Here is a 23728-nt window from a genome sequence, read left to right on the forward strand (position 1 = left end):
AGGATCAAGCCTTTTTCAGGTGGTAAGATTTGGGGCGCGTCAGCGCCTGATAGCCAAGCTCGGACAGGCCCGCGCCCTGCCCTGTGTCCTTGCAGCCGGTCCAGCACAGGGCCGGATCAAGGTAATCGCAGCGGTTCATGAACACGGTGCCGGTTTCCAGCTGCGCGCCGATGGCATCGGCGGCATCCGCATCCTTGGTAAAGATCGCGGCGGTCAGGCCGAACTGGCAGTCGTTCATCAGCGCAATTGCTTCGGCGTCGTCCTTGACGGGCATGATGCCGACGACGGGGCCAAAGCTTTCGTCGCGCATCACGCGCATGTCGTGGGTGACGTTGGTCAGGATCTGCGGCGTGAGATACGCACCGCCGTCATCCGCCTCAAAGGTATCGATCAGCGCGGTCGCACCGGCGGCGACGGCCTCGGATATCTGGGCGCGCACCTCGGCGGCGAAACGGACGTTCGCCATGGGGCCGATATCGGTATCCGCCTCAAGCGGGTTGCCAAGCTTGAGCGCATTGACCCAAGCCACAGCCTTTTCGACAAAGGCATCATACAGGCTTTCGTGCACATAAATCCGTTCGATCCCGCAGCAGCACTGCCCCGCGTTGAACATCGCCCCATCCATCAGCCCGTCAACGGCGGCATCCACATCCGCGTCGGCGCGCACATAGCCGGGGTCTTTGCCCCCCAGTTCCGTCGCGACGGGAGTGAAGGTGCCTGCGGCGGCTACCTCCATCGCCTTGCCGCCCCCGACCGAGCCGGTGAAGTTCACGAACCCGAACTGCCGTTCAGCGATCAGCGCCGAGGTGGTGTCGTGATCAAGAAAGACGTTCTGGAAGACATCGTCGGGGATGCCTGCGGCGTGGAAAGCTTCGGCCAGACGTTCACCCACTTGCAGGGTTTGGGTGGCGTGTTTCAGCACCACGGTATTCCCCGCGATCAGCGCTGGCGCGACCGTGTTGATCGCCGTCATATAGGGGTAGTTCCACGGGGCCACGACCAGCACAACGCCGCGCGCCTCGCGGGTGATCTTGCGGGTGGCCTTGTCGCTGTCTTCGACAATCGTCGGGGCCAACGCCTTTTCGGCGATGTCGGCCATATAGTTGCCGCGCTCGGCAAAGCCGCCAAACTCGCCGCCATAACGCACCGGACGGCCCATCTGATGCGCCAGTTCCTGCGCCATACGATCGGTGGTTTTGCCCACCTGGGCAATGGCATCGCGCACCAGTTGGACACGTTCGGCCAAGGGGCGCGCGGCCCATGCGCCTTGTGCTGCCTTGGCGCGGGTGCAGACATCGCGTGCCGCATCCAGCGACAGCACAGGGCGTTCAAGGTAAACCGATCCGTCAATCGGTGAGATACATTTCAAAGTGTTTGTCATGGTTTATGCTCGCTCAAATCCGCGGTTGATTTCCCAGTCGGTCACGACCCTGTCGTATTCCTCCTGCTCCCATTCGGCTGCGCGGGTGTAGTGGTCAACCACGTCGTCGCCAAGGGCCTCGCGCAGCATGGCAGAGTTGCGCAGCGTTCGGGTCGCGGCACGCAGGGTGCGGGGGATTTCGGTGACGTTGGCGTCTTCGTAGACATCGCCCATCGTCGGCTCTTGCAAAGGCAGCTTTTCCTCGATCCCCTTCAGCCCTGCCGCAAGCAGCACAGCCTGCGCCAGATAGGGGTTCAGGTCAGACCCGCCAATGCGACATTCAACGCGAATCCCCTTGGTGCCATCGCCACACAGCCGGAAGCCCGCGGTGCGGTTATCGACAGACCAAACGGTTTTCGTAGGCGCAAAGGTGCCTTTGGCAAAGCGTTTGTAGCTGTTGATATAGGGCGCGAAGAAATAGGTGATATCAGGGGCATAGGCGATCAGACCGGCCATGAAATGCTGCATCATCTGCGACATCCCCAGCTTGGCGTCCTTGTCATAGAACGCGGGCGTGCCGTCTTTCCACAGCGACATATGCACGTGGCTGGACGACCCCACCTTATCCGCCGACCACTTGGGCAGGAAGGAGGCCGAGAAACCCTGCTGATAGGCGATCTCTTTCACCGCTTGTTTCGAAATCGTGTGATGATCGGCACAGGCCAGCGCATCGGCATAGCGGATGTTAAGCTCTTGCTGGCCGACCTCGGCCTCGCCCTTTGTGCATTCGACCGGAATCCCCGCCCCCACCAGATGGTTGCGCAGCGGCTGGAGGAAGCTTTCCTCTTTCGTGGTCTGGAACAGGCAGTAATCTTCGTTGTGGCCGTTCAGGGGCACGAGATTGGCGTATTTCTCTTTCTGCAAGGTGCGGTAGTCGCCTTCGAACAAAAAGAACTCAAGCTCGGTCGCCATCATCGCATCAAAGCCAAGCGCGTCCAGTCGGGCGATCTGCTTTTGCAGCATGGCGCGCGGCGAATGGGAGACAGGTTCGTGGGTGTGGTGATCCAGCACGTCGCCAAGCACCAGCACGGTTTTGTCCAGCCACGGCACATGGCGCATGGTCGACAGATCGGGGCGCAGCACATAGTCGCCATAGCCGGTTTCCCAGCTGGTCGAGGCAAAGCCCTCGGGCGTGGACATTACCAGATCGGTTGCCAGCAGATAGTTGCAGCAATGCGTTTCCGCATGGGAATGATCGATGAAATTCGTGACGTGAAAACGCTTGCCCATCAGGCGGCCCTGCATGTCCACCAGTGCCACCAGCACCGTGTCCACCTCGCCTTTGGCGGCCAGGTCCTTGAGCGTGTCGAAAGTAAGGTTGCCCATCTGCAAACGTCCCTTTTGATGTGAGGGGGCGGCACAGATGCGCCGCCCCGATGGTCATGATGTCAAAGTCGGATCAGCCGAAAGTATAGGGCGGGCCCGCTTTCGAGATGACGTTGTTATAGTCGCGGAAAATCTGCACGATCTTGGCGGCGGTTTCGCCTTCTTCCGCCATCTCGTCCCAGAATTTCACCGCCGCCTCCTCGACCACTTTCCATTCGTCCTGCGGTACGGATGTCAGCTCCAGCTTCTCACCCGATGCACGCAGGCGCGCCTCGCCGCCCCAGTACCATTGGTTGCGGTAGGTGTGGCTCGCCTCGATCGCGGAGTTCACGATCTGCTTGAGGTGATCCGGCAGCTCTGCCCATTTCTCTGCGTTGACGAAGAACGACCCGATCCACGCCCCCGAGATGTTGTTGGTGCAGAAGTAGTTGGTCACATCGGCCCAGCCCACGGTGTAGTCTTCGGTGATGCCCGACCACGCCATACCGTCCAGCTCGCCCGTCTGCACCGCGACTTCCGCATCCTCGTAAGGGATGTTGACCGGCACGACGCCGAATTGCGACAGGAAGCGACCCGCCGTCGGGAAGGTATAAAGCTTCAGCCCGTCCATATCGGCCAGCGATTTGATCGGCTTGACGGTGTTGAAGTTACACGGGTCTTGCCCCGCCGCAGACAGCCAGTGCACGCCAACCTTGGCGTATTCCTCGCGCCAGATGTCTGCCAGACCGTATTGATTGAACAGCACCGGCACGTCGAGCGCGTGTTTCGTCGCCAGCGGGAAATACCCGCCGAAGGACCGGACAGGCGTGGGCGACGCCATGGAGTCATCATCCGAGTGCACGCCGTCGATGGTGCCGCGTTGCAGCGCCTGGAACAGCTCGCCCGTGGGGACGATCTGGTCGGCGTAGAACAGCTCGATTTCCAGCTCACCTTGAGCAGCGGCGTTGATCGCGTCGATGGCGGGTTTCGTCACCTCTTCGCCAAGTGCAGACCCCGCATAGGTCTGGAAACGCCAGCGGATCGGCTCTTGGGCGTGCAGGATCGATGGTGCGGCAAGGGTTGCCGGACCGGCAACGGCGGCACCTTTCAGGAACTTACGTCTTGTTGTCATGTCTCATACTCCTTGTTGGGGTTGGGATGAAAAGGGCCAGTTGCTCTGACCGCTTGGTTGTTAATGCTTATTTTCCATAGACATAGTCCGGCAGCCAAAGCGCGATCTGCGGGAAGATCATGACCACCGCGAGCGCCAGCACCATGACCCCGACAAAGGGGATGATCGACCGGTAGATATCGCGGATCGTGATCTCTGGCGGGGCCATGGCGCGCATCAGGAACAGGTTATAACCAAAGGGCGGCGTCATATAGGCGATCTGGCAGGTGATCGTATAAAGCACACCATACCACACAAGATCGAACCCGAGCGCACCCACCAGCGGCACGTAAAGCGGGGCCACGATAACCAGCATCGCCGTGTCGTCCAGAAACGTCCCCATGACCAGAAACGACAGTTGCATCAGGATCAGGATCACCCAAGGGTTCAGGCCCCATTGTTCGGTAAACAGGTTTTCAATCGCCTTGACCGCCCCAAGCCCGTCGAACACCGCACCAAAGGCCAGCGCGGCGAGGATTATCCACATGAACATGCAAGTGATCGCAAGGGTCTGGCGCACCGAAGTCTCGAACACCGCCCGCGTCATCCGCCCCTTGAGCACGGCAGCGAGGAAGGCCGCAATCGCACCAATGGCAGAGCTTTCGACAAGCGAGGTCCAGCCGTTCACAAAGGGCACCATCATCACGGCAAAGATCACCACAGGCAGCAGGCCCGCGCGCAGCAAGCGCAGCTTTTCGGGCCAGCCCACATCGCGTTCCTCGGCGGAAAGGGCGGGGCCCAGATCGGGGTTCAGGCGGCAGCGGATGGCGATATAGATGATGAACATCGTGGCCATCATCAGCCCCGGGATCGCGCCGGCCAGCCACAATTGCCCCACAGGTTGCCGCGCGATCATCGCATACAGCACCAGCACGACCGACGGCGGCACAAGGATGCCAAGGCTGGACCCCGCCTGAATGACCCCTGTCACCATCAGCTTGTCATAATTGCGTTTCAACAGCTCGGGCAGCGCAATCGTGGCCCCAATCGCCATGCCCGCCACCGACAGGCCGTTCATGGCAGAGATCAGCACCATCAGCCCGATCGTCCCGATGGCCAGCCCGCCGCGCAGACCGCCCATCCACACGTGAAACATTTTATATAGATCGTCGGCAATTTTACTTTCCGACAGCACGTACCCCATGAAGATGAACATCGGCAGGGTCAGCAGCGGATACCAACGCATCAGCTTGATCGCGGCAGAGAACCCGATGTCATAGCCGCCGCGATCCCCCCAAAGAAACAGCGCCGCAATCACCGCGACAAAGCCGATGGCCCCGAACACCCGCTGTCCGGTCAGCAGCATCAGCATCATGGTCGAAAACATCAGGATGGCGATCAACTCATAGGGCATCGCGGGTCTCCTCTGCCGATTTGAGGAAAAGGATGTCCTTGAACAGTTCAGAGACAGCTTGAAGCAGCATCAGGGTGATGCCGATGCACATGGTCACTTTGACCGGCCACATATAGGGGCGCCACGCGGTCGGGCTGCGCTCCCCCCCGTATTTGAACGAATACATCGTGGATTCGATACCGCCCCACAGCAGGATCACCAGATAGATCAGCAGGAAAAAGACGGTGATACAGTCCGTCCAGGCCTTCTTGCGCGGGGTCAATTCGGCATAGAACAGGTCCATCCGCACGTTCGCGCCCATCTGCAAAGCATAAGGCCCGCCAAGGATGTAATAGCCCACCATCACGAACTGCGCCATTTCCAGCGTCCAGATCTGCGGCGAGGCGAAGGTCTTGTTATAGGACGACCACAGCAAGATCCCCATGAGCACGAAAATCCCGTACATCATGATCCTGCCAAGGCCATAATTAAAGCCGTCGACCACCCGGATATATCTGCGCATCGCGTTCATTCTGCAGCCTCGCTGTCGGGGATGGGAAAGGCTTGGGTCAGGCTTTCGGCCAGATGCCGCGCCATGGCCTGCGCTTTTTCGGGTGTATCGATCAGATCATTGCGAATCTCGATCATCACGGCGGGCAGCGCCTGCGCCTCGCCATGTTTTTCAAGCGTATAGGTCACGCCGTCCGTCGCGGCATAGGGTTCGTTCAGCGCCGACGCATAGCGCCCCCGCGCCTGTTCAACCGCTAGCACTGCCTCCGCGGCGGCGGGCTGCGCGTGGTAAAGAAAGCCGAGTTCAACCGCGCGGGTCGCCCCGTTATAGACAGGCGTAAAGCTGTGGATCGTGACCAGCACCGGCGCGGCTTGGGCGGGCTGCCAGCTTTCGCGAACACGGGCGACCGCATCGTGAAACGGCGTATGCACTTGGTCAAAACGCTGCTGCCGTCCGGCACCGTCCAAAGCGGCATTTCCGGGGATGTCATAGATCTCGCTGCGCGCCGGAATACAGTCCGGGGCGTCAAGCGGGCGGTTGCAATCATAGACCAGACGGGAAATGTCACCGGCCACCAAAGGCGCGTCCAGGGCATCTGACAGCGCGTGCGCCACATCCAGCGCGCCGATGTCCCACGCGGCGTGCGAACAGCTTGCCGCAGGGGACAACCCCAACCCTTCCAGCGCATCGGGTATCCGGCGCGAGGCGTGCTCACACACCAACAGCCAGCCCCCCTGCCCCTGCGGGTTCACGATGTTTACGGCATTCCAGTCGGTATTGGTCACGGTGCCCCTATCGTCTTGTTGCCTCACAATCACTACAGAATTTTCTAGCCTGTCAAGATTTTTTCTGTAATCTTTGCTTCACACTGATCTGCGCTGTACCGAAAGGAACATGAGTTGCACAAAAAAGCACTGGTCCGCGATCTGCTGAAAGAAAAGCAGACCGAGCTAACGGCGGCAGAGCGTAAACTGTCGGCTGTTCTGCTGGACGACCAGTTGCTTACGGGGCTGCAATCCATCACACGGCTGGCCGAGCTGGCCGAGGTGTCATCGCCCACCATCATCCGGCTGGCGCGCAAGCTGGGGTTCGATGGTTTCTCGGATATGCAGGACGCCATCCGCGACGAAATCGGCGCACGGATGAAAAAGCCGCTGGCCAAGCTCGACACCCCCGGTGACAGCAGCGATCACGTGGTATCGCGCTTTATTCAGGCGGTATCGGGCAATGTGAACCGCACGCTTGAACGGCTTGATCTGGCTGAATTCGACGAGGTTGCGGCGCTGCTTTCCGATCCGTCGCACAGGCTCTATCTGCTGGGCGGGCGGATCACGCGGTCCAACGCGCATTACTTTTTCAACCACCTGCAGATCATCCGGCCGCAGGTCACCCTGCTCGATTCCTCCCCCAGTGCATGGCCACAATCCTTGCTGGATATGGACGCGGGTTCAGTGTTGATCGTGTTTGACATCCGCCGCTACGAAAAAGAGCTGGAAAAGCTCGCCGATCTTGCGGTCAAGCAAGGCGCGACCATCGTGCTGTTCACCGATGCTTGGGGGTCGCCTATCGAAAAACACGCCCGCCACTGTTTCCGCGCCATGGTCGAGGTGCCGTCGAGCTGGGACTCAACGCTGGCGATTAACTTTCTGATTGAAGCGCTGGTCGCCGACGTGCAATCGCGCAGCTCCGACCAGAGTGCCGAGAGGATCGCGGCGCTGGAACAGATGATCGGCGAGTCGCGCATTTTCCGCAGCAACTAAGCGTCAACCGCCCCCCGCACGCCGGCACGGCGTCCTCCATTCGTGACACATCAGAGTTTGCGTTGAACGGCAACATCCCCTAATCGGAACGCGCACCGCGTCTGCGTCGTTTTGTAAAGGATCTGCCATGAAGACCCCGTATTATCTGATCGACAAATCCCGCCTTCAGGCAAACATGGAAAAGATCGCCTGGCTGCGCGAGGCATCCGGCGCGAAATCCTTGCTGGCGTTGAAATGCTTTGCCACGTGGTCGGTCTTTGACTTCATGGCGCAGTATATGGATGGGTCCACGTCCTCCTCGCTCTACGAGGTCAAACTAGGGTACGAGAAATTCGGCGGTGAAACCCACGCCTATTCAGTGGCCTACGACGATGACGAGATCGCCGAGGTGTTGGCCAATAGCGACAAGATCATCTTCAATTCGATCGGTCAGTTGGACCGCTTTGATGCGGCATCGGCAGGGCATACGCGCGGGCTGCGGGTGAACCCCGGTGTATCGACATCGGAATTCGATCTGGCCGACCCCGCCCGCCCCTTCAGCCGTTTGGGCGAACATGATCCGGCGCAGATCGCCGCCGTGGCCGACCGCATCACCGGGCTGATGTTCCACAACAACTGCGAGAATGACGATTTTGACCGTTTCGCTGACATGCTGACGTTGATCGAGGACCGCTTTGGCGACACGATCCACCGGATGGACTGGATCAGCCTTGGCGGCGGCATCCATTTTACCGGCGAAGGCTACCCGCTGGACCGTCTGGCCGCGCGGTTGAAAACCCTGTCGGATACCTATGGCGTGCAGGTCTACCTCGAGCCGGGCGAAGCCGCGATTACCGGTGCCGCCACGCTGGAGACGACCGTGCTCGACACGCTGCACAACGGCAAGAACCTAGCCATCGTCGACAGCTCGATCGAGGCGCATATGCTTGATCTGCTGATCTACCGCGAGCCCGCCAAAGTGGCCCCGAACACCGGCGACCACGACTGGATGATCTGCGGCAAATCCTGCCTTGCGGGCGACATCTTTGGCGAATTCAAGTTCGATACCCCGCTTAAACCCGGCGACCGCATTTCGTTTCAAGACGCTGCGGGCTATACTATGGTCAAGAAGAACTGGTTCAACGGCGTCAAGATGCCCGGCATCGCCATTCGTGAACTTGATGGAACGATCACATCGGTCCGGTCATTCGACTACGAGGATTTCAAATCCGCCCTCTCCTAACCCTTCCCTTACAAGAGGTGTACTGAATACATGAAACGTAACGTTCTTATCATCGGCGCCGGTGGCGTGGCTCAGGTCGTGGCGCATAAATGCGCGCAAAATAATGACGTGTTGGGCGATCTGCATATCGCCAGCCGCACCGTGTCAAAATGCGAAGCGATCATTGAAAGCGTGCATGCCAAAGGCGCGATGAAACAGGACGGCGTATTCAAGGCCCATGCGGTCGACGGGATGGACAGCGACGCGGTAGAGGCGCTGATCAACGACCTCGGCGTGCAAATTGTGATTAACGTCGGTTCGCCCTTCGTGAACATGACCGTGCTCGAAGCCTGCATCCGCACCGGCGTCGCCTATATCGACACGGCCATTCACGAAGACCCGACCAAAATCTGCGAAACACCCCCGTGGTACGGCAACTACGAATGGAAACGCCGCGAGGATTGCGCCAAGGCCAACACCACCGCCATTCTGGGGGCAGGCTTCGATCCCGGTATGGTTAACGCCTTCGCCCGTTTCGCCGTGGACGAATTCATGGACGACGTGAAATCCATCGACATCGTCGACATCAACGCGGGCAATCACGGCAAGTATTTCTCGACCAACTTCGACCCCGAGATCAACTTCCGCGAATTCACCGGCACGGTCTACAGCTGGCAGGACGGCGCGTGGCAAGAGAACAAAATGTTCGAGGTCGGCCGCGAATGGGACCTGCCTGTCGTTGGCAAGCAAAAGGCCTATATGTCCGGCCATGACGAGGTGCATTCGCTCGCTGCGAACTATCCGCAGGCCGACGTGCGCTTCTGGATGGGCTTTGGCGATCACTATATCAACGTCTTTACCGTGCTGCAAAACCTTGGCTTGCTGTCTGAACAGCCCGTCGTGACCGCCGAAGGGCTCGAGGTCGTGCCGCTGAAGGTCGTCAAAGCCGTGCTGCCTGACCCATCGACACTTGCGCCGAACTATACCGGCAAGACCTGCATTGGCGATCTGGTCAAAGGTACCAAGGACGGCAATGAGGTTGAGGTGTTCGTCTACAACGTCGCCGATCACAAAGACGCCTATAACGAGGTCGGCAGCCAGGGCATTTCCTATACCGCTGGCGTGCCACCCGTGGCGATGGCGATGCTGATTGCCGATGGCACCTATGACACCGGCACGATGGTGAACGTCGAAGAGCTGGACCCAAAGCCGCTGTTCGCCCTGCTCGACACCATCGGTCTGCCGACCCGTGTCAAACTGGCGGATCAGGACACCGGCTGGGACGAGGCCATCGCCTAAGCCTGCCGCCTGAGGCACCCACACCAACAGCCCGCGCGCCCTTGCACCCGCGCGGGTTACCTTGCCCCGAGGGGCCGTACCCCCATAAAATCAAACGATTAAACACAAACAGCCCAGCGCGCGATCATGCGTGCAGGGTGATCAATTTGATTATAAAAAATGCAGACGGTTGTGCCGCCAAGTTCAAAATCTAACGAGGTTTGAAAGTGGCGGACCGAGGAGGATTCGAACCCCCGACCCCCTGATTCGTAGTCAGGTACTCTATCCAGCTGAGCTATCGGTCCGTTAAGGCGGGGTTTAGTTCTGGGCGCGGGGGTTTGCAACCCCTTCTTTTGCCTAACGTGAATTTTCTTCAAACAAATTAGAAAGACCCGTCGCCCTTGGGCAATGTCACGATGAATACCGTGCCCGACGCGCTGGTCTCTGACAGTTTGAGCGTCCCACCGTGACCGCGCACCAGCTCTGCCGCGATGGCAAGGCCCAGACCTGAGCCCCCCTTGCGCGCACCGCCCTTGAACGCAGTAAACAGATGCTCCCGCGCCTTGGGGGGAAGGCCGGGGCCGTTGTCGCTGACGCGGATCACCCAGTCGCTGGCCTGTTCACTGGCAGCAACGATGATTTCGCCAGATTTACCCGTGGCGATGATCGCCTGTCGGGCGTTGCGCACGAGATTCGCCAAGACCCTGAACAAATGCTCCGGATCGGCGCGCACGTGCAAATCTTGCGGCACGTCGCAGGTGAACGTCAGGTCCGCCCCGTTGATCGCCAGCCGCTCGCTATCAACAACGTCATCAACGATGCGCAACAGTGGCGTGACCGTCAGTGTCGGGCTTGGCTCTTCCGCACGGCCAAAGGCAAGCGTGGATTCGCACAGGTGCACGGCGCGGGTGATTGAGCTGACCAGCTTCGGGGCCATGCGTTTGACCGTCGGATCCTCGGACATTTCGATCCGGTCGGTAAACAGCTGTGCCGATGTCAGGATGTTACGCAGATCGTGGCTGATCTTGCTCACCGCCTGCCCCAGCTGCGCCAGACGCTCTTTCTGGCGCAGGGCTTGGGTCAGTTCGGTTTCAAGCTTCATCAAAGCTTCTTCGGCCTCGCGCACCTCTGTCACACCAGCGGAAGGCGAAATGATTCGTCGCGCATCCTCGGGGGCAAGCGCGTAGTTCTGCATATGCCCGACCACACCCTTGATCGGTTTCAGCAAAAACGCCCGCATGGTCAGAAACAGCAAAAACGCCGTGATCATCGAGATGGCGGCAGAAAGCACCAGAATGCGAATACCATAGTCGATCATGGCGGTCCGTAAGGAGCCCGCCTCCATCGTGATTTCGATCAGCAGGCCCGCATCCTGCACCGGGGCACCGATCACGCGGATCACCCCCGGCTCTGTTTCGGCGAGCTGATGGAACGCATCGCGAATCAACACCCATGCGGAGGCATCGCGCAGATCGTATGTCTCTTTGATGGTCTGCGACATCGGGGACGACAGTGCCAATTGCCGTATACGGTCCCGCCGCAGCACCACATTAAACACCTGCGCGGTGCGCAACAGCTCTGCCTCAAGCTCGGGGTCGATCATATCGCTTGCGAGCAGGGTCAGCGACGCGATCTGCGCCCTCTCCAGCCGGTTCATCATGTATTCTTCGCGAAACCGAGCGATAGAGGGCACAAAGATCAACACTTCTGCCAGCATCACAAAGATGGTGGTCAGAATAAGAAGCCTGCCAGAGAGGGATTTGAGCATAGGCGCGCGCTTTATGGGATGAACCGCTGCACCAGTCGAACGACAGTCTTGACCAAATCGCTTTCGAACAGACGCGGGCTGAAATACGCCCCCGCCGCACGTTTGTTGATTTCGCCGATGGTAGGGTAAGGTGCAACCATAGACGCAATCTGGCTCATTTTCATGTTATTTGCCAGCGCCAAAGCCCACAGGTTGATCAACTCTCCTGCTTGGTAACCGACGATGCTTGCGCCCACGGGGCGCCCCTTGACCACCATGACCTTGATCAAACCTTTGGTTTTACGCTCCGCGATGGCGCGATCATTGTGCTTATAGTGAAAGCGCACGACCTCCAGCTTGTCACCGTGTTTCTCTTTGGCTTGCGCCTCGGTCAGGCCGACTTGCGACAGTTCTGGGTCGGTGTAGGTGGCCCACGGGATATGCGCCGTCTTCGCCTTGGCAGGCAGCGCGAACATTAGCGACCGGATCACGACGCCGCCGTGATAGCCCGCGACATGGGTAAATTGCATCCCGCCTGCGACGTCGCCAATGGCATAGACCTTGCGGTTGGTGGTGCGCAGGGAATCGTCAACCTTGATCCCGTTCTTGATCGGTTCGATCCCCGCCTTTTCCAGATCCAGACGATCCGAGTTTGCCTTGCGGCCGACGGCCACCAGGAGATGCGAGCCTTTGAACACGCGCCCGTCTTTTGCTTCCACCTCTATCGCGCCGACATCCCCACGGATTTCAGCGGCTTGCGCACCTTCTGCAATCTCGATGCCTTCGTCCTTAAGCGTTTGCAAAACGATGGCGGCAAGTTCGGGGTCGTCCTTTGAAAGCGCTTTATCTCCCTCGATCACGGTAACCTTGCACCCCATGCGTATATGGGCCTGCGCCATTTCCATCCCGATCGGCCCGCCACCTATGATCAGCAGATGCTCGGGCTTTTCGCGCAGATTGAACAAGGTCTCGTTCGTCTCGTATGGCGTTTTATCCAGACCTGTAATCGGGGGTACCAGCGGCGATGATCCCGTCGCGATGACGATGCGCCGCGCCTTGATCACCGTATCTCCGGCCTGCACTTCGTCTTCGGAGATGAAGCGCCCGTACTCGCGGATCACGTTGACCCCGAAGCCTTCGAAGCGTTCTTGGCTGTCGACGGGCGCGATCTGCGCAATCACGTCCGCCACATGATCTTTTGCAGCGGCGTAATCCACCTCGCCCGCCGCATTGGCCACGCCATATTCCGCGCTGTGCCGCTGCCCATAGGCCGCCTTGCCCGTAGCAATCAGCGCCTTCGACGGCACGCAACCAAAGTTCAGGCAGTCGCCGCCCATCTTGTGCCCTTCAAGCAGCACAACATCCGCCCCCATTTGCGACGCCCCCGCCGCGACGGACAACCCGCCGGAGCCTGCGCCAATGATCAACAGGTCGGTTTTGATGCGGTTCATTTCAAAAGTTCCTTTTTGCCGGTGACAGCTTTCAACACGACGGGCAGCACCGACAAAGCGCAAAGCCCCAGAATGGGAAGCAGGATGTGAGGTTCGAATATAATGCCGAAGTCTGGTGTTTCGCCCCGTGCAAAAACGGAACCCAGCCCAGCACCGATTGAGGTGAACACGAGCGACCCGGGGATGATCCCTAGAAAGGTAGAGATCACAAAGCGATAAAGAGGCACGCCCAGAAAGGCAGGAATAAGGTTCGCCACAAAGAAAGGGACCACGGGCACCAATCGTATGAAGAAAAGCATCGACCACTGGTTTTCGTCAATGCCCGCTTTGACCTTCCGCACAAGCCCCTCCGACGCGTCCATACGCGCCTTCAATGTCTCTCCGAGACCCATACGCGCGGCAAGAAAGATCACGACCGCCCCCAGTGTCGCGCCGGTGACATTTGCCAGAACGCCGAACACTGTCCCGAATAGAAAACCGCCAGTGATTGTTGCCACGCTCGCCCCTGGAAGGGAGAACCCCACAATCATGATATAAATACCCAGGAACACGAGGATCGTCAGCGCATAGTGCTGGTCACGAAAAGCGATCAACGCCTCGCGGTTGTCGCGCAGCGTCTCGAAGGTAAGGTAATCGCGCAGGGCGAAATAGCCGATCACCGCGACCGCCAAGATGGCCACAAAGGGCAAGTAGCGAAACCACGAAGGCTTTTCAGAGGCTTGTGCGGACATATTGTCGGGTCACTTTCCAAAGGGTATAAGTTGCTCCTTATTAGATGGGTCAAATATCGCCAGTCAGATAGGGTGCTCACGTGTGGTTGATGTGAAGGCGGCTTTTATGACGATGTCACGGCAATTCCCAAGAAAACTGTAACATTGCGCAGATAAGCTGGCTTAATTTGTTGCAAAGGCCGAAATAACGGCACCAAGGGTTTGACTTGCCCGTGCTGCAGCTTTAGGAGCAGGGCTTGAAATGACAGTGACGCGCCGAATCTGGTCGCGTGCTAAAGTATAAAGTGGAGTCGGAGCGATGAAACGCACCTATCAACCTTCAAACCTTGTGCGCAAACGGCGCCACGGTTTCCGCGCACGCATGGCAACCAAAGCGGGTCGCAAGATCATCAACGCGCGCCGTGCACAAGGCCGGAAGGAACTGAGCGCGTAATACGCGACCTCGGTTTCAAAAAGATATGACACCGCCGGAGGCACCTATGGATGGCAGCATCGCCACACCAGAGGAAACGCTTCCGGCGGTTTCTTTACGTGTGCAAACGCTCAAAAATCGCCCCGACTTTCAACGGGCATCCCGCGCCCCTCGGGTCGCCATGCCCGGTTTCATCCTGCAGATGCGTAAACGCGCAGCGGGCGAAGCCGATGGCATACGGGTTGGGTTCACCTGCTCTAAAAAAGTGGGCAACGCCGTCGCGCGCAATCGGGCCAAACGACGTCTACGCGAAGTCGCACGCCTGACGCTCCCTCACGAGGGACGCGACGGTATGGACTATGTCCTCGTAGGTCGCAGCGATGCCACGGCATCCCTCCCTTTTGACAAATTGCAGTCGGATTTCACCAAAGCCTTGGGGATCCTGCACGGCAAGCAACGCTCTGGCACAAAAAAGTGACCCCTTTGGCGCGCGTTTTGGCACTGCCTGTGAAAGGGTATCGCCTCGTCTTTAGCCCCTGGGTTGGCCACAACTGCCGATACCACCCGACATGCAGCGCATATGCGCTGGAAGCACTTGCTAGGCATGGCGGCATCAAGGGCGGCTGGCTCACCCTGCGGCGCATCGCTCGCTGCCACCCTTGGGGCGATAGCGGCATCGACAACGTACCCGACTAGCCCTTCTGCTTCTCTCCTTTCTTTACATCACCAATCGCCGCCATACACATGCACTGGCGCTTGATCGGCAAACTCAGTTGCACTAAGCCAAGCCCATGCTTGATCATCCCGAAGATATTCACCCGCTCTTCAACGGTGCCCCCCAAAGCACCGAGTTTCGCAAACTGCGCAAACGTCTTGTGCGACAAACGCGCGAGGCGATTGAGCAATACGGGATGATCGAATCCGGCGGCAAATGGCTGGTTTGCATGTCCGGGGGAAAAGATAGCTACACCCTGCTGGCCATCTTGCACGAGCTCCAATGGCGCGGTCTTCTGCCCGTCGAACTGGTCGCCTGCAACCTCGATCAAGGCCAGCCCAATTTCCCCGCCACGGTCTTGCCCGCGTTTCTTGAAAAGATGGGTGTCAAACACCGCATCGAATACCAAGATACCTATTCCATCGTCATGGATAAAATACCCGCGGGCCGCACATTCTGTGCGCTGTGCAGTAGGCTTCGTCGGGGGCACCTCTATCGCATCGCGCGCGAAGAAGGATGTACCGCTGTTGTCCTAGGCCACCACCGTGATGACATCCTAGAGACGTTTTTCATGAACCTGTTTCATGGCGGGCGCTTGGCGACCATGCCGCCAAAACTCGTGAACGAAGAAGGCGATCTGTTCCTATACCGCCCCCTCGCCCATGTTGCGGAGGTCGATTGCGAAAAATTCTCTACTGCCATGAATTATCCAATCATTCCGTGTGATTTGTGCGGCTCGCAAGACGGTCTGCAACGCCAGCAGGTAAAATCGATTCTAGACGGCTGGGAGGCGAATAGCCCCGGACGCCGTCAGGTGATGTTCCGCGCGCTGATGAACGCACGCCCTTCGCATCTGTTGGACCCGAACCTGTTTGATTTTGCGGGCCTCACTCGGGACAAGTAAACCCTCGAAAAGCTGAGAGTTTTATTCAAATTCTGTAGATCAAAAACAGAACATTAATCTTTTGGTCAGAGGCAAGGGCTATCGGTATGACGGTAACACTGTCAGCCGAGGCTTCATTTGCAACACGATCTTAAACCCAATCTTTCGAGGCGCAGCACAACCCGCCGCCATTTACCCGCTGGCCTCGTGCTTTTGCTGGGGTTTGCGTTGTCCGTGCTTTGGTTCGGCTGGCAGGGGTTAATTTTCATCGGCTTTATCGCCCCCCCTTTGCTGTATTTGGCTTCAGATAGGTGGCGTAGTACACCATCAGAACCAATGCGAACGCACCCCCTGGATAGGACGTCCACTGCCCGACCAAGCGGCGGCACCGATCCTACACCTCGGGAACCGATGCAGCACGCTCAAGTGCTATTCCAGCCTCAGATATCCACCCATTCCGGCATGATCACCGGATTCTCTGCAGTTCCGACCTGCCACACCAGCATGAACACCGATATGGCCGCGCCGCTCAACGCCTCGGAAATTGCAGAGGATGAAACTCCTTTCAGTCACTTCAGCAATCTGACTCACGCGCTGCACAGGGCCAAAACCCTGCAACGAGCGTCTCACTTTCCTATTATCATCACATGCAGCCTTTCTACCGAGCAAGTGGATGACGCGCAGCTGGCGGCAAAACTGGAATGGGAACTTGATCGTCTTGACGTCAAAACCGCGACTTTGCGACTAGCCCTGCCGCAACACCTTTGTCAGCATACGCCTTCTCACCCACTCATTTCTACATGCCGTGACCTTCGTACGCTAGGATGCGGTATCGCGCTTAACGGTTTCGGCAGCGGTCCGCACTGCGTTGAGATTATTCAAAAATGCGGCGTTGACCTCGCGATTATCGACCCATCTCTCACCAATGACGTTGATAAACACCCCAACCGTCGCCGCATCCTGTCAGCGGTAGTTGCGATGGCTCATGATTTGGGCGTCGAAACCCTGGCTTGTGATATACGAACCGCCGGAGAGCATAGCTTATTGTCTCAACTGGGCTGCGACCATGTTCAAGGCGACGGCATCGCGCCGCCCATGCAGATATACGAAGCGACCACTTGGATGCATACACATAGCCAAAAACTGACACGTCTGCCCAGTGTGGTGGGTGGCATTCGTTGATGTTTGGCTTCGGCAGATCAGTGTGCACCAAAGGGGAAAAGGCGAATCTACTTGACCTTTGGTGCCTTACTCTGTTGAACCCACGCTGATATTACAGGCATCAGGTGACGGTCACATGGACGATCAAAACAAGAATCTCATTTTCGCGACGGTTCTAAGTTTCATAGTCATCCTAGGGTGGTTCTTGTTGTTTCCGCCTCCGGAAACCGAAACCATCACTGACCCAGCTGCCACACAGCAAGTGACGGACGCGACCTCGACAGAAGCTATTGTCCCTTCAAGTGCAGGCGCAGCCGACAATGTGACCGATGCGTCGGACGAGGCAACGGCAGCTCTCGAAGAAGCGCCGCGTATTCCCGTTGAAACGGCGCGCATTTCCGGCTCAATCTCACTGCTAGGGGGGCGGGTCGATGACCTTCATTTGAAGGATTACAATACAACTATCGAAAAAGATTCTCCCATCGTAAGCTTGCTATCACCTGCAGGCACACCCGACGCCTACTATGCGCTTTACGGCTGGGCTCCAGGTGCGGGGATTGCCCCTGAACAGGTTCCAGGACCAAACACCCTTTGGACACTTAGCCAAGGTGAAACGCTGTCAGTCGAAACCCCGGTCACGCTCACTTGGGACAACGACGCCGGTCAGCTTTTCTCACGCACCATCTCAATCGACGAAAACTATATGTTCAAGATCGAACAGAAGGTTGAGAACACTTCCGAAAACACGGTTTCGCTTGCACCTTACGGGCTAATTGCACGCCACGGTATTCCAAGCGACGCGCAGAATTTCTTCATTCTTCACGAGGGTCTTGTCGCCATGAACAATGGTGAACTGCTTGAGACCGCTTGGGATGATATTCCCGAGCTGGATGTCGTGAACGGCGTGCCATCCAAACGTATTGACGGTGTAACCAACGGCTGGATCGGCTTCACCGGGCACTATTTCATGACCAACCTGATCCCGGATCCGGAACAGCCAACACGCTTAACGGTCAAATACCTGCCACGCACTGAGATTTTTCAAACCGAATCCGTGATGCCGACGCAAACTGTCGCAAGCGGGCAGACAGCAACGGTCACCACACAGTTGTTCGCCGGTGCCAAAGAATGGGAAATTCTGCGCGACTATGAGGCGCAAGGCGTGTACAAATTTATCGACTCCATCGATTGGGGCTGGTTCTTTTTCCTGACCAAACCGATCTTTTGGGTACTTCACCATCTAAACCTGCTGATCGGCAACATGGGTGTCGCGATCATCGGCCTGACGTTGCTGATCAAAGCTCTGCTCTTCCCACTTGCGTATAAATCCTACGTTTCGATGGCGAAGATGAAAGAGCTTCAGCCACAGATGGAGAAGCTGAAAAAGGATGCAGGCGACGACCGTCAAAAGCTTCAACAGGGCATGATGGAGCTATATAAACGCGAGAAAGTGAATCCAGCCGCCGGCTGTCTGCCGATTTTGTTGCAGATCCCGATTTTCTTTTCCCTCTACAAAGTGATCTTCGTCACGTTGGAGCTGCGCCACGCCCCCTTCTTCGGCCCGTTTCAGGATTTGAGCGCCCCAGACCCGACATCTATCTTCAACTTCTATGGTCTGCTGCCATGGGCTGCGCCCGAAGCAGGGACCGTTCTTGCCTTGGTCTTTATCGGGATCCTACCGCTGCTGCTGGGTATTTCCATGTTCCTGCAGCAGAAACTGAACCCGGCCCCTACGGATCCCACGCAGCAGATGATCTTTGCCTGGATGCCATGGGTGTTTATGTTCATGCTTGGCGGTTTCGCATCTGGCCTCGTTGTCTACTGGATCGCAAACAACACGATTACCTTTACGCAGCAGTATCTGATCATGCGCAGCCAAGGCTATAAGCCCGATATCCTAGGGAATATTAAAGGCAGCATGAAATTCGGACGGAAGGGTGATCCGAAATAATGACAACAGTGAACCAGCTCTATCGCCACCCGCTCAAAAGCAATGGTCGCGAAGAGCTGGATCATACAGCGCCCTCCCAGGGGCAGTCGATGCCGTGGAACCAGACCTGGGCGGTGGCGCATGGCGCGACGCGTCTAGATGAGACCGAATGGGCGCATTGTGCAAATCTGAGCACCGGGTCAAAAGCACCATTTGGTTTGATACTACAACACCATGGAGCGAGCTTGATTGGGTCGGGAACGACGTGTCAGCTGGCGAAACTGTCCTACGCGTACGGGAAACCATCAAGCGGTGCCAAGCGACCACCGCGAATCCACTCAACGGCGAGCGCGACATCGACATGTTGCGCGTATTGAGCACTTGGGGTCACCAAGATTTCCGCGTATACGCTGAGGTCATTCACACGGGCTCCGTCGCAATTAGCGACCAGGTAAAGGTACTTTAACTCATGCAAGTCCAATTTAGCATCGCCGAAGAGCCTGATGCCTATGCAGCCGAAAAAGGCCGCATGCTATTTGCAGGCGAAACGCTGTTTGTGAAAGGCGTTGTCGCGATGGACGGCCTGCCACCCGCCGACCGGATGGAGGTGTGTTTTGCAGGGCGATCAAACGTTGGTAAATCGACTTTGATCAATGCCTTGACGGGCACAAAAGCGCTGGCAAGAGCGTCCAACACGCCGGGGCGCACTCAAGAGATCAACTATTTTACCGCGGCCGACGATCACTACCTCGTCGATTTGCCCGGGTATGGCTATGCAAACGCCCCTCTACCCGTCGTCGAAAAATGGCAACGGTTGCTGAAACAGTACCTTTCAGGTCGGCAAACGCTCCGCCGTGCGTTTGTGCTGATCGACGCGCGGCATGGTGTGAAGAAGGTTGATGACGAAATCATGTCTTTGCTAGATAGCTCAGCCGTGACTTTTCAATGTGTCCTCACGAAAGCCGACAAGGTTAAAGAAGTAGAGCGTCAGAAGGTTCTGGATCAGGTCCGTGGTGCGCTTGCCAAGCACCCAGCCGCCTACCCCGAAATCGTGGTTACGTCTTCTGAAAAGGGCTGGGGCATCCCTACGCTCCGTGCCATTATCGCGACGTTGGAGTGACGAGCACTTCGGCGTTTACCGAGGCAGAGAATGAGAAAACAAGACATGAATCGCGACTGGATCGCCACCGCACGCACCCTGAGCCAAGCGCTCCCCTACTTGCAGCGTTACGCTGACGCGACCGTTGTTATAAAGCTGGGCGGTCACGCCATGGGCAGCGACGATGCGATGGAAGAGTTCGCGCGCGACGTAGCACTTATGCGCCAGGTCGGCGTGAACCCCGTCATCATTCATGGCGGCGGCCCGATGATCAATGACATGCTCGGCCGGCTGAACATCAAGTCCGAATTCGTAAACGGCAAACGGGTGACCGACGCTGCCACGATGGAAATCGTTGAAATGGTTCTGTCGGGCCTTGTGAACGCCCGCATTGTGCAAGCGATCACGGCACAGGGTGGGCGTTGCGTCGGTGTGTCTGGCAAGGACAGCGGCCTTATTATCTGTGACCAAGAGGACCCAGAGCTGGGGTTGGTTGGCGCACCGACCGAAGTAAACCCCCGTTTGCTACGCGATCTGGCCGACAAAGGGATTATCCCGGTGATTGCGCCCCTTGGCATGGGCCGCAACGGCGAAACATTTAACATCAACGGCGATACTGCGGCGGGCGCGATTGCAGCTGCGCTGAAGGCAGACCGCTTGCTGCTGCTTACCGACGTCGCAGGCGTGAAGAATGCCGAAGGCGACGTACTGACGGAGCTAACAGCGAGCCAGATACGCGAGATGGTGGCAGACGGAACGATTGCCGGTGGTATGATACCCAAAACGCAAACTGCGCTTGATGCGATCGACGGTGGCGTCCGCGCAGCGGTGATTCTGGACGGGAGAGCCCCTAACGCCTGCTTGTTGGAGCTTTTCACCGAACATGGTGCAGGGAGCATTATCCGCGGCCAGTAACAACGACGTCTTTGATTATTGCATATTGCCCCCTCCCCTGTTTCCGGCTGTTTGAGCTTCTTGTTTATGCGGCCGATACATTAAGGAAACGTTGATGAGACGCCTTATTCTGATGCGCCATGCAAAAGCAGGTTGGCCGGCGGGGATCGCGACGGACTTTGACCGGCCTTTGGATGACAAAGGTCGGCAAGACGCACATGCAATCGGGCGATGGCTCGACGCCGAAGACTACAGACCTGATCTTGTGCTATGCTCTGCATCTCGGCGAACGTCGGAAACGCTCGAACTTTTGGAAATTCCCTCCGCTGTTAAACGAATCTTCACAGACCGTCTTTATCTAGCAGATACAGAACGGCTGATGGCGGCCATACAGGGCGCTGAAGGGGCAACAGTTTTAGTTCTTGCGCATAACCCCGGCGTGGCGGAGATGGCGCATCTCCTGCCCCGTGTAGGTGCCACAGCTCATCTTGCAGCGGGAAGCCCACCGGGTGCGACAATGGTGATGTCATTCGCTGTGGACGACTGGAGGGGCGTGCACTGGCACAACGGCGACGTACAGGCGTACGTGACGCCACGGATGCTTGCCCAATAGAAAAGGGCGGGGAAATCCCCGCCCTTGAAACTTAGTGGCCCAAAATCTGGCTGAGGAACAGCTTGGTCCTCGGGCTTTGGGGGTTGTTAAAGAACTCTTCAGGTTCGTTCTGTTCGACGATCTGACCTTCATCCATAAAGATGACGCGGTTGGCCACCTGACGGGCAAAGCCCATCTCGTGCGTCACGCAGAGCATCGTCATGCCTTCCTCAGCCAGTTCGACCATCGTGTCCAGAACCTCTTTGATCATCTCCGGATCCAGGGCTGAGGTTGGTTCGTCAAACAACATGATACGCGGACGCATACACAGGCTGCGCGCGATCGCCACGCGTTGCTGCTGGCCACCAGAAAGCTGACCTGGGTACTTGTCCGCCTGATCCGGGATCTTAACCTTCTCAAGGAAATGCATCGCGATTTCTTCGGCTTCCTTCTTAGGTGTTTTTCGCACCCAGATCGGAGCAAGCGTGCAGTTTTCGAGGATCGTCAAGTGTGGGAAAAGGTTGAAGTGCTGGAAACACATCCCGACTTCGGAGCGGATCTTGTCGATGTTCTTAACGTCCGAAGACAGCACCGTACCGTCGACTTCGATCCGGCCTTTCTGATGCTCTTCCAAGGCATTGATACAGCGGATCAGAGTTGACTTCCCCGAGCCCGACGGTCCGGCAATAACGATACGTTCACCACGGTAAACGGTCAGGTCAATATCCCGAAGTACGTGAAACGTGCCATACCATTTGTTCATGTTCTCGATGCTGATCGCGACCTCGTTCGAGACTTTCAGCGCTTGTGCTTGTTCAGCCATAATTACAGCCTTTCCTTAATGGTGGTCGGTCTGGAGTTGACGTTCCAGCCATTGTGAATATTGCGAGATGCCGTAGCAGACGACGAAGAAGAGCAAGGCGGCAAAGCCCCAAAGTTCCCAGTAGACGCCGTTCCAGTCCGTCGACGCTAGGATCGGCCCGCGGATCATCCCAACCAGGTCGAACATCGAAATAATCGACACCAGCGTAGTATCCTTGAACAGCCCGACGGCCACGTTAACGATCCCTGGGATCGAGATTTTCAAGGCTTGGGGCAAAATAATCAGGCGCATGGCCTGCGCATAATCAAGGCCCAAGCTGTCTGCAGCCTCGTATTGACCACGTGGCAAGGCTGCCAACCCACCCCGGATCACCTCGGCGATATAGGCAGACGCGAACATGGTGATCATGATGATAACACGCAGGATCAGGTCGAAGTTTGTGCCCGGTGGCAGGAAGTAAGCCAGGACCACGTTGGCGACAAAAAGCAACGTAATCAGAGGCACCCCTCGGATAAACTCAATGAAAACAACGCAGATCAGTTTGATGATCGGCAAGCTCGATTGACGACCCAGCGCAAGCAGAATGCCCATCGGCAGGGACAAAGACACGCAGATCACGCCCAAGATCATGTTGAGCATAAAGCCCCCCATGTTCCGCGAGGCGACCGGTTCCAGCGCGAGCACGCCCGATAGGCTTGGCGTAATGAAGCCAAGGACAAACCACGTCACGACGCCTGCAATGAGACCCGCGAAAAGGCCGCCTGCAAAGCTTGTCTTAACGATTCTGCTGTAGACCACATAGCCAACCACAACCGCCAGCAACGCCGACAATGGCACCAAAAGGGAACCGCCCCAAATCAACCAAAAGGCGATGAAAGGATAGATGACGGTAAAAAGGATGAGCCCACGTGGCAGGTTGCTAAACAGCACCGGTGACACGGCGACGAACAGTAGTACGAATGCCAATGTCGGGCGCCAGTAGCCGTCCTGTGGATAGGCGATACCAAACAGCAGTTGGTTCCAGCGTTCTGTCAGCACCGAGAAACAGCCAGCTTGGACACCGTCCAATACTTCGCGACACTCGCGAATGTTGGATGTCGTCCAAACGCCGCCCAGCAACCAAGGAAGGAAGCCGGAAAGGATCAGATAGATAACGTAAAGCGCTGCGAGCGTGAGAATGGTGTAAGGGATCGACGAAAACAGGCTTTCGCGGACCCATTTTACAGGCCCCTGCGCGGTTGGCGGGGGCGCGTGCTGTGGCAACATGGTGTCCCGCACATAAGGGACGGAGGCGGCGTGTGTATCTGACAT

General features: G+C 57.5%; 24 protein-coding genes and 1 tRNA gene. 13 read left to right on the top strand and 12 right to left on the bottom strand.

Going from position 1 to position 23728, the window contains the following annotated elements; all coding sequences use genetic code 11:
• Positions 1 to 4: 4 nt before the first annotated feature.
• The 6 genes from C1J04_RS13755 to C1J04_RS13780 all read right to left on the bottom strand — a co-directional run bounded on the left by C1J04_RS13755 (position 5) and on the right by C1J04_RS13780 (position 6525).
• Positions 5 to 1381 (bottom strand): aldehyde dehydrogenase family protein, encoded by a 1377-nt coding sequence (locus C1J04_RS13755; protein WP_009825270.1) that lies wholly within the window; start codon positions 1379 to 1381, stop codon positions 5 to 7.
• A gap of 3 nt (positions 1382 to 1384) precedes the next feature.
• The gene (locus tag C1J04_RS13760) at positions 1385 to 2746 is read right to left on the bottom strand and encodes a glutamine synthetase family protein (protein WP_009825271.1); all 1362 of its coding nucleotides are present in this window, start codon (positions 2744 to 2746) and stop codon (positions 1385 to 1387) included.
• Positions 2747 to 2819: 73 nt separating this feature from the next.
• Positions 2820 to 3857, bottom strand: coding sequence for a TRAP transporter substrate-binding protein (locus C1J04_RS13765; protein ID WP_005849726.1), 1038 nt, complete (start codon positions 3855 to 3857; stop codon positions 2820 to 2822).
• A 67-nt stretch (positions 3858 to 3924) separates the two neighbouring features.
• Positions 3925 to 5250, bottom strand: a complete 1326-nt coding sequence (locus C1J04_RS13770) for a TRAP transporter large permease (protein ID WP_005849728.1) — start codon at positions 5248 to 5250, stop codon at positions 3925 to 3927.
• Positions 5240 to 5761 carry a TRAP transporter small permease subunit gene (locus C1J04_RS13775; protein WP_005849730.1) on the bottom strand — a complete coding sequence of 174 codons (522 nt, stop codon included), beginning with the start codon at positions 5759 to 5761 and terminating at the stop codon, positions 5240 to 5242. Before C1J04_RS13775 ends, C1J04_RS13770 begins: the two co-directional genes overlap by 11 nt.
• Complete coding sequence (locus C1J04_RS13780) at positions 5758 to 6525, bottom strand: N-formylglutamate amidohydrolase (protein WP_009825272.1); 768 nt, start codon at positions 6523 to 6525, stop codon at positions 5758 to 5760. Before C1J04_RS13780 ends, C1J04_RS13775 begins: the two co-directional genes overlap by 4 nt.
• 114 nt (positions 6526 to 6639) lie before the next feature.
• Between C1J04_RS13780 and C1J04_RS13785 the strand changes: the two genes are divergently transcribed.
• From C1J04_RS13785 to C1J04_RS13795, 3 genes are all read left to right on the top strand, one after another.
• Positions 6640 to 7500, top strand: a complete 861-nt coding sequence (locus C1J04_RS13785) for a MurR/RpiR family transcriptional regulator (protein ID WP_009825273.1) — start codon at positions 6640 to 6642, stop codon at positions 7498 to 7500.
• 127 nt (positions 7501 to 7627) lie between these two features.
• On the top strand, positions 7628 to 8722 hold the full coding sequence (gene nspC / locus C1J04_RS13790) for a carboxynorspermidine decarboxylase (RefSeq protein WP_009825274.1): 1095 nt from the start codon (positions 7628 to 7630) through the stop codon (positions 8720 to 8722).
• 30 nt (positions 8723 to 8752) lie between these two features.
• Positions 8753 to 10000: a saccharopine dehydrogenase family protein gene (locus C1J04_RS13795; RefSeq protein ID WP_009825275.1), complete on the top strand. Its 1248-nt coding sequence runs from the start codon at positions 8753 to 8755 to the stop codon at positions 9998 to 10000.
• Positions 10001 to 10207: 207 nt separating this feature from the next.
• On the opposite strand, the gene C1J04_RS13800 is transcribed toward C1J04_RS13795, so the two are convergent.
• From C1J04_RS13800 to C1J04_RS13815, 4 genes are all read right to left on the bottom strand, one after another.
• Positions 10208 to 10284 (bottom strand) — tRNA-Arg (locus C1J04_RS13800).
• A gap of 77 nt (positions 10285 to 10361) precedes the next feature.
• Positions 10362 to 11747, bottom strand: a complete 1386-nt coding sequence (locus C1J04_RS13805) for a sensor histidine kinase (protein ID WP_009825276.1) — start codon at positions 11745 to 11747, stop codon at positions 10362 to 10364.
• 11 nt (positions 11748 to 11758) lie between these two features.
• The gene (locus C1J04_RS13810) at positions 11759 to 13177 is read right to left on the bottom strand and encodes a dihydrolipoyl dehydrogenase family protein (protein WP_009825277.1); all 1419 of its coding nucleotides are present in this window, start codon (positions 13175 to 13177) and stop codon (positions 11759 to 11761) included.
• The gene (locus C1J04_RS13815) at positions 13174 to 13908 is read right to left on the bottom strand and encodes a TVP38/TMEM64 family protein (protein WP_009825278.1); all 735 of its coding nucleotides are present in this window, start codon (positions 13906 to 13908) and stop codon (positions 13174 to 13176) included. Before C1J04_RS13815 ends, C1J04_RS13810 begins: the two co-directional genes overlap by 4 nt.
• A gap of 298 nt (positions 13909 to 14206) precedes the next feature.
• On the opposite strand from C1J04_RS13815, the gene rpmH reads away from it, so the two are divergent.
• The 10 genes from rpmH (at position 14207) to C1J04_RS13865 (ending at position 21615) form a co-directional block, all read left to right on the top strand.
• Entirely contained in the window at positions 14207 to 14341 is a 135-nt protein-coding gene (gene rpmH, locus C1J04_RS13820; protein ID WP_005849748.1) for a 50S ribosomal protein L34, read from the top strand.
• A gap of 25 nt (positions 14342 to 14366) precedes the next feature.
• The gene (rnpA, locus tag C1J04_RS13825) at positions 14367 to 14798 is read left to right on the top strand and encodes a ribonuclease P protein component (RefSeq protein ID WP_254655119.1); all 432 of its coding nucleotides are present in this window, start codon (positions 14367 to 14369) and stop codon (positions 14796 to 14798) included.
• Positions 14795 to 15016, top strand: coding sequence for a membrane protein insertion efficiency factor YidD (gene yidD / locus C1J04_RS13830; protein ID WP_083779618.1), 222 nt, complete (start codon positions 14795 to 14797; stop codon positions 15014 to 15016). Before rnpA ends, yidD begins: the two co-directional genes overlap by 4 nt.
• Before the next feature lie 95 nt (positions 15017 to 15111).
• Positions 15112 to 15939 carry a tRNA 2-thiocytidine(32) synthetase TtcA gene (gene ttcA / locus C1J04_RS13835; protein ID WP_009825282.1) on the top strand — a complete coding sequence of 276 codons (828 nt, stop codon included), beginning with the start codon at positions 15112 to 15114 and terminating at the stop codon, positions 15937 to 15939.
• A gap of 441 nt (positions 15940 to 16380) precedes the next feature.
• Positions 16381 to 17100 carry an EAL domain-containing protein gene (locus C1J04_RS13840; RefSeq protein ID WP_009825283.1) on the top strand — a complete coding sequence of 240 codons (720 nt, stop codon included), beginning with the start codon at positions 16381 to 16383 and terminating at the stop codon, positions 17098 to 17100.
• 115 nt (positions 17101 to 17215) lie between these two features.
• A complete protein-coding gene (yidC, locus tag C1J04_RS13845; protein WP_009825284.1) occupies positions 17216 to 19030 on the top strand; it encodes a membrane protein insertase YidC in 1815 nt (604 codons plus the stop codon).
• A gap of 148 nt (positions 19031 to 19178) precedes the next feature.
• A complete protein-coding gene (locus C1J04_RS19830; RefSeq protein ID WP_009825285.1) occupies positions 19179 to 19475 on the top strand; it encodes an MOSC domain-containing protein in 297 nt (98 codons plus the stop codon).
• A 3-nt stretch (positions 19476 to 19478) separates the two neighbouring features.
• On the top strand, positions 19479 to 20129 hold the full coding sequence (yihA, locus tag C1J04_RS13855; RefSeq protein WP_005849761.1) for a ribosome biogenesis GTP-binding protein YihA/YsxC: 651 nt from the start codon (positions 19479 to 19481) through the stop codon (positions 20127 to 20129).
• Positions 20130 to 20159: 30 nt separating this feature from the next.
• Positions 20160 to 21023, top strand: coding sequence for an acetylglutamate kinase (gene argB / locus C1J04_RS13860; RefSeq protein WP_174226614.1), 864 nt, complete (start codon positions 20160 to 20162; stop codon positions 21021 to 21023).
• Between the two features lie 94 nt (positions 21024 to 21117).
• Positions 21118 to 21615 (top strand): SixA phosphatase family protein, encoded by a 498-nt coding sequence (locus tag C1J04_RS13865; RefSeq protein WP_009825286.1) that lies wholly within the window; start codon positions 21118 to 21120, stop codon positions 21613 to 21615.
• Between the two features lie 31 nt (positions 21616 to 21646).
• Here the strand turns inward: C1J04_RS13865 and C1J04_RS13870 are convergent, their stop codons facing one another.
• Positions 21647 to 22417, bottom strand: coding sequence for an amino acid ABC transporter ATP-binding protein (locus C1J04_RS13870; RefSeq protein WP_005849767.1), 771 nt, complete (start codon positions 22415 to 22417; stop codon positions 21647 to 21649).
• A gap of 15 nt (positions 22418 to 22432) precedes the next feature.
• Positions 22433 to 23728: an amino acid ABC transporter permease gene (locus tag C1J04_RS13875; protein WP_009825287.1), complete on the bottom strand. Its 1296-nt coding sequence runs from the start codon at positions 23726 to 23728 to the stop codon at positions 22433 to 22435.

Origin of the sequence: Sulfitobacter sp. SK025 (genome assembly GCF_003352105.1) — a bacterium.
Taxonomy (GTDB): domain Bacteria; phylum Pseudomonadota; class Alphaproteobacteria; order Rhodobacterales; family Rhodobacteraceae; genus Sulfitobacter; species Sulfitobacter pontiacus.

Excerpts from the sequence above, each read along its gene's own strand:
- yihA (WP_005849761.1), top strand. The coding sequence starts at position 19,479 with ATGCAAGTCCAATTTAGCATCGCCGAAGAGCCTGATGCCTATGCAGCC.
- C1J04_RS13810 (WP_009825277.1), bottom strand. The coding sequence starts at position 13,177 with ATGAACCGCATCAAAACCGACCTGTTGATCATTGGCGCAGGCTCCGGC.
- C1J04_RS13870 (WP_005849767.1), bottom strand. The coding sequence starts at position 22,417 with ATGGCTGAACAAGCACAAGCGCTGAAAGTCTCGAACGAGGTCGCGATC.
- C1J04_RS13815 (WP_009825278.1), bottom strand. The coding sequence starts at position 13,908 with ATGTCCGCACAAGCCTCTGAAAAGCCTTCGTGGTTTCGCTACTTGCCC.
- yidC (WP_009825284.1), top strand. The coding sequence starts at position 17,216 with ATGGACGATCAAAACAAGAATCTCATTTTCGCGACGGTTCTAAGTTTC.
- C1J04_RS13755 (WP_009825270.1), bottom strand. The coding sequence starts at position 1,381 with ATGACAAACACTTTGAAATGTATCTCACCGATTGACGGATCGGTTTAC.
- rnpA (WP_254655119.1), top strand. The coding sequence starts at position 14,367 with ATGACACCGCCGGAGGCACCTATGGATGGCAGCATCGCCACACCAGAG.
- C1J04_RS13840 (WP_009825283.1), top strand. The coding sequence starts at position 16,381 with ATGATCACCGGATTCTCTGCAGTTCCGACCTGCCACACCAGCATGAAC.
- C1J04_RS13875 (WP_009825287.1), bottom strand. The coding sequence starts at position 23,728 with ATGTCAGATACACACGCCGCCTCCGTCCCTTATGTGCGGGACACCATG.
- C1J04_RS13865 (WP_009825286.1), top strand. The coding sequence starts at position 21,118 with ATGAGACGCCTTATTCTGATGCGCCATGCAAAAGCAGGTTGGCCGGCG.
- C1J04_RS19830 (WP_009825285.1), top strand. The coding sequence starts at position 19,179 with ATGGGCGCATTGTGCAAATCTGAGCACCGGGTCAAAAGCACCATTTGG.
- C1J04_RS13775 (WP_005849730.1), bottom strand. The coding sequence starts at position 5,761 with ATGAACGCGATGCGCAGATATATCCGGGTGGTCGACGGCTTTAATTAT.
- rpmH (WP_005849748.1), top strand. The coding sequence starts at position 14,207 with ATGAAACGCACCTATCAACCTTCAAACCTTGTGCGCAAACGGCGCCAC.
- C1J04_RS13770 (WP_005849728.1), bottom strand. The coding sequence starts at position 5,250 with ATGCCCTATGAGTTGATCGCCATCCTGATGTTTTCGACCATGATGCTG.
- C1J04_RS13765 (WP_005849726.1), bottom strand. The coding sequence starts at position 3,857 with ATGACAACAAGACGTAAGTTCCTGAAAGGTGCCGCCGTTGCCGGTCCG.
- ttcA (WP_009825282.1), top strand. The coding sequence starts at position 15,112 with ATGCTTGATCATCCCGAAGATATTCACCCGCTCTTCAACGGTGCCCCC.
- nspC (WP_009825274.1), top strand. The coding sequence starts at position 7,628 with ATGAAGACCCCGTATTATCTGATCGACAAATCCCGCCTTCAGGCAAAC.
- argB (WP_174226614.1), top strand. The coding sequence starts at position 20,160 with ATGAGAAAACAAGACATGAATCGCGACTGGATCGCCACCGCACGCACC.
- C1J04_RS13760 (WP_009825271.1), bottom strand. The coding sequence starts at position 2,746 with ATGGGCAACCTTACTTTCGACACGCTCAAGGACCTGGCCGCCAAAGGC.
- C1J04_RS13805 (WP_009825276.1), bottom strand. The coding sequence starts at position 11,747 with ATGCTCAAATCCCTCTCTGGCAGGCTTCTTATTCTGACCACCATCTTT.
- C1J04_RS13795 (WP_009825275.1), top strand. The coding sequence starts at position 8,753 with ATGAAACGTAACGTTCTTATCATCGGCGCCGGTGGCGTGGCTCAGGTC.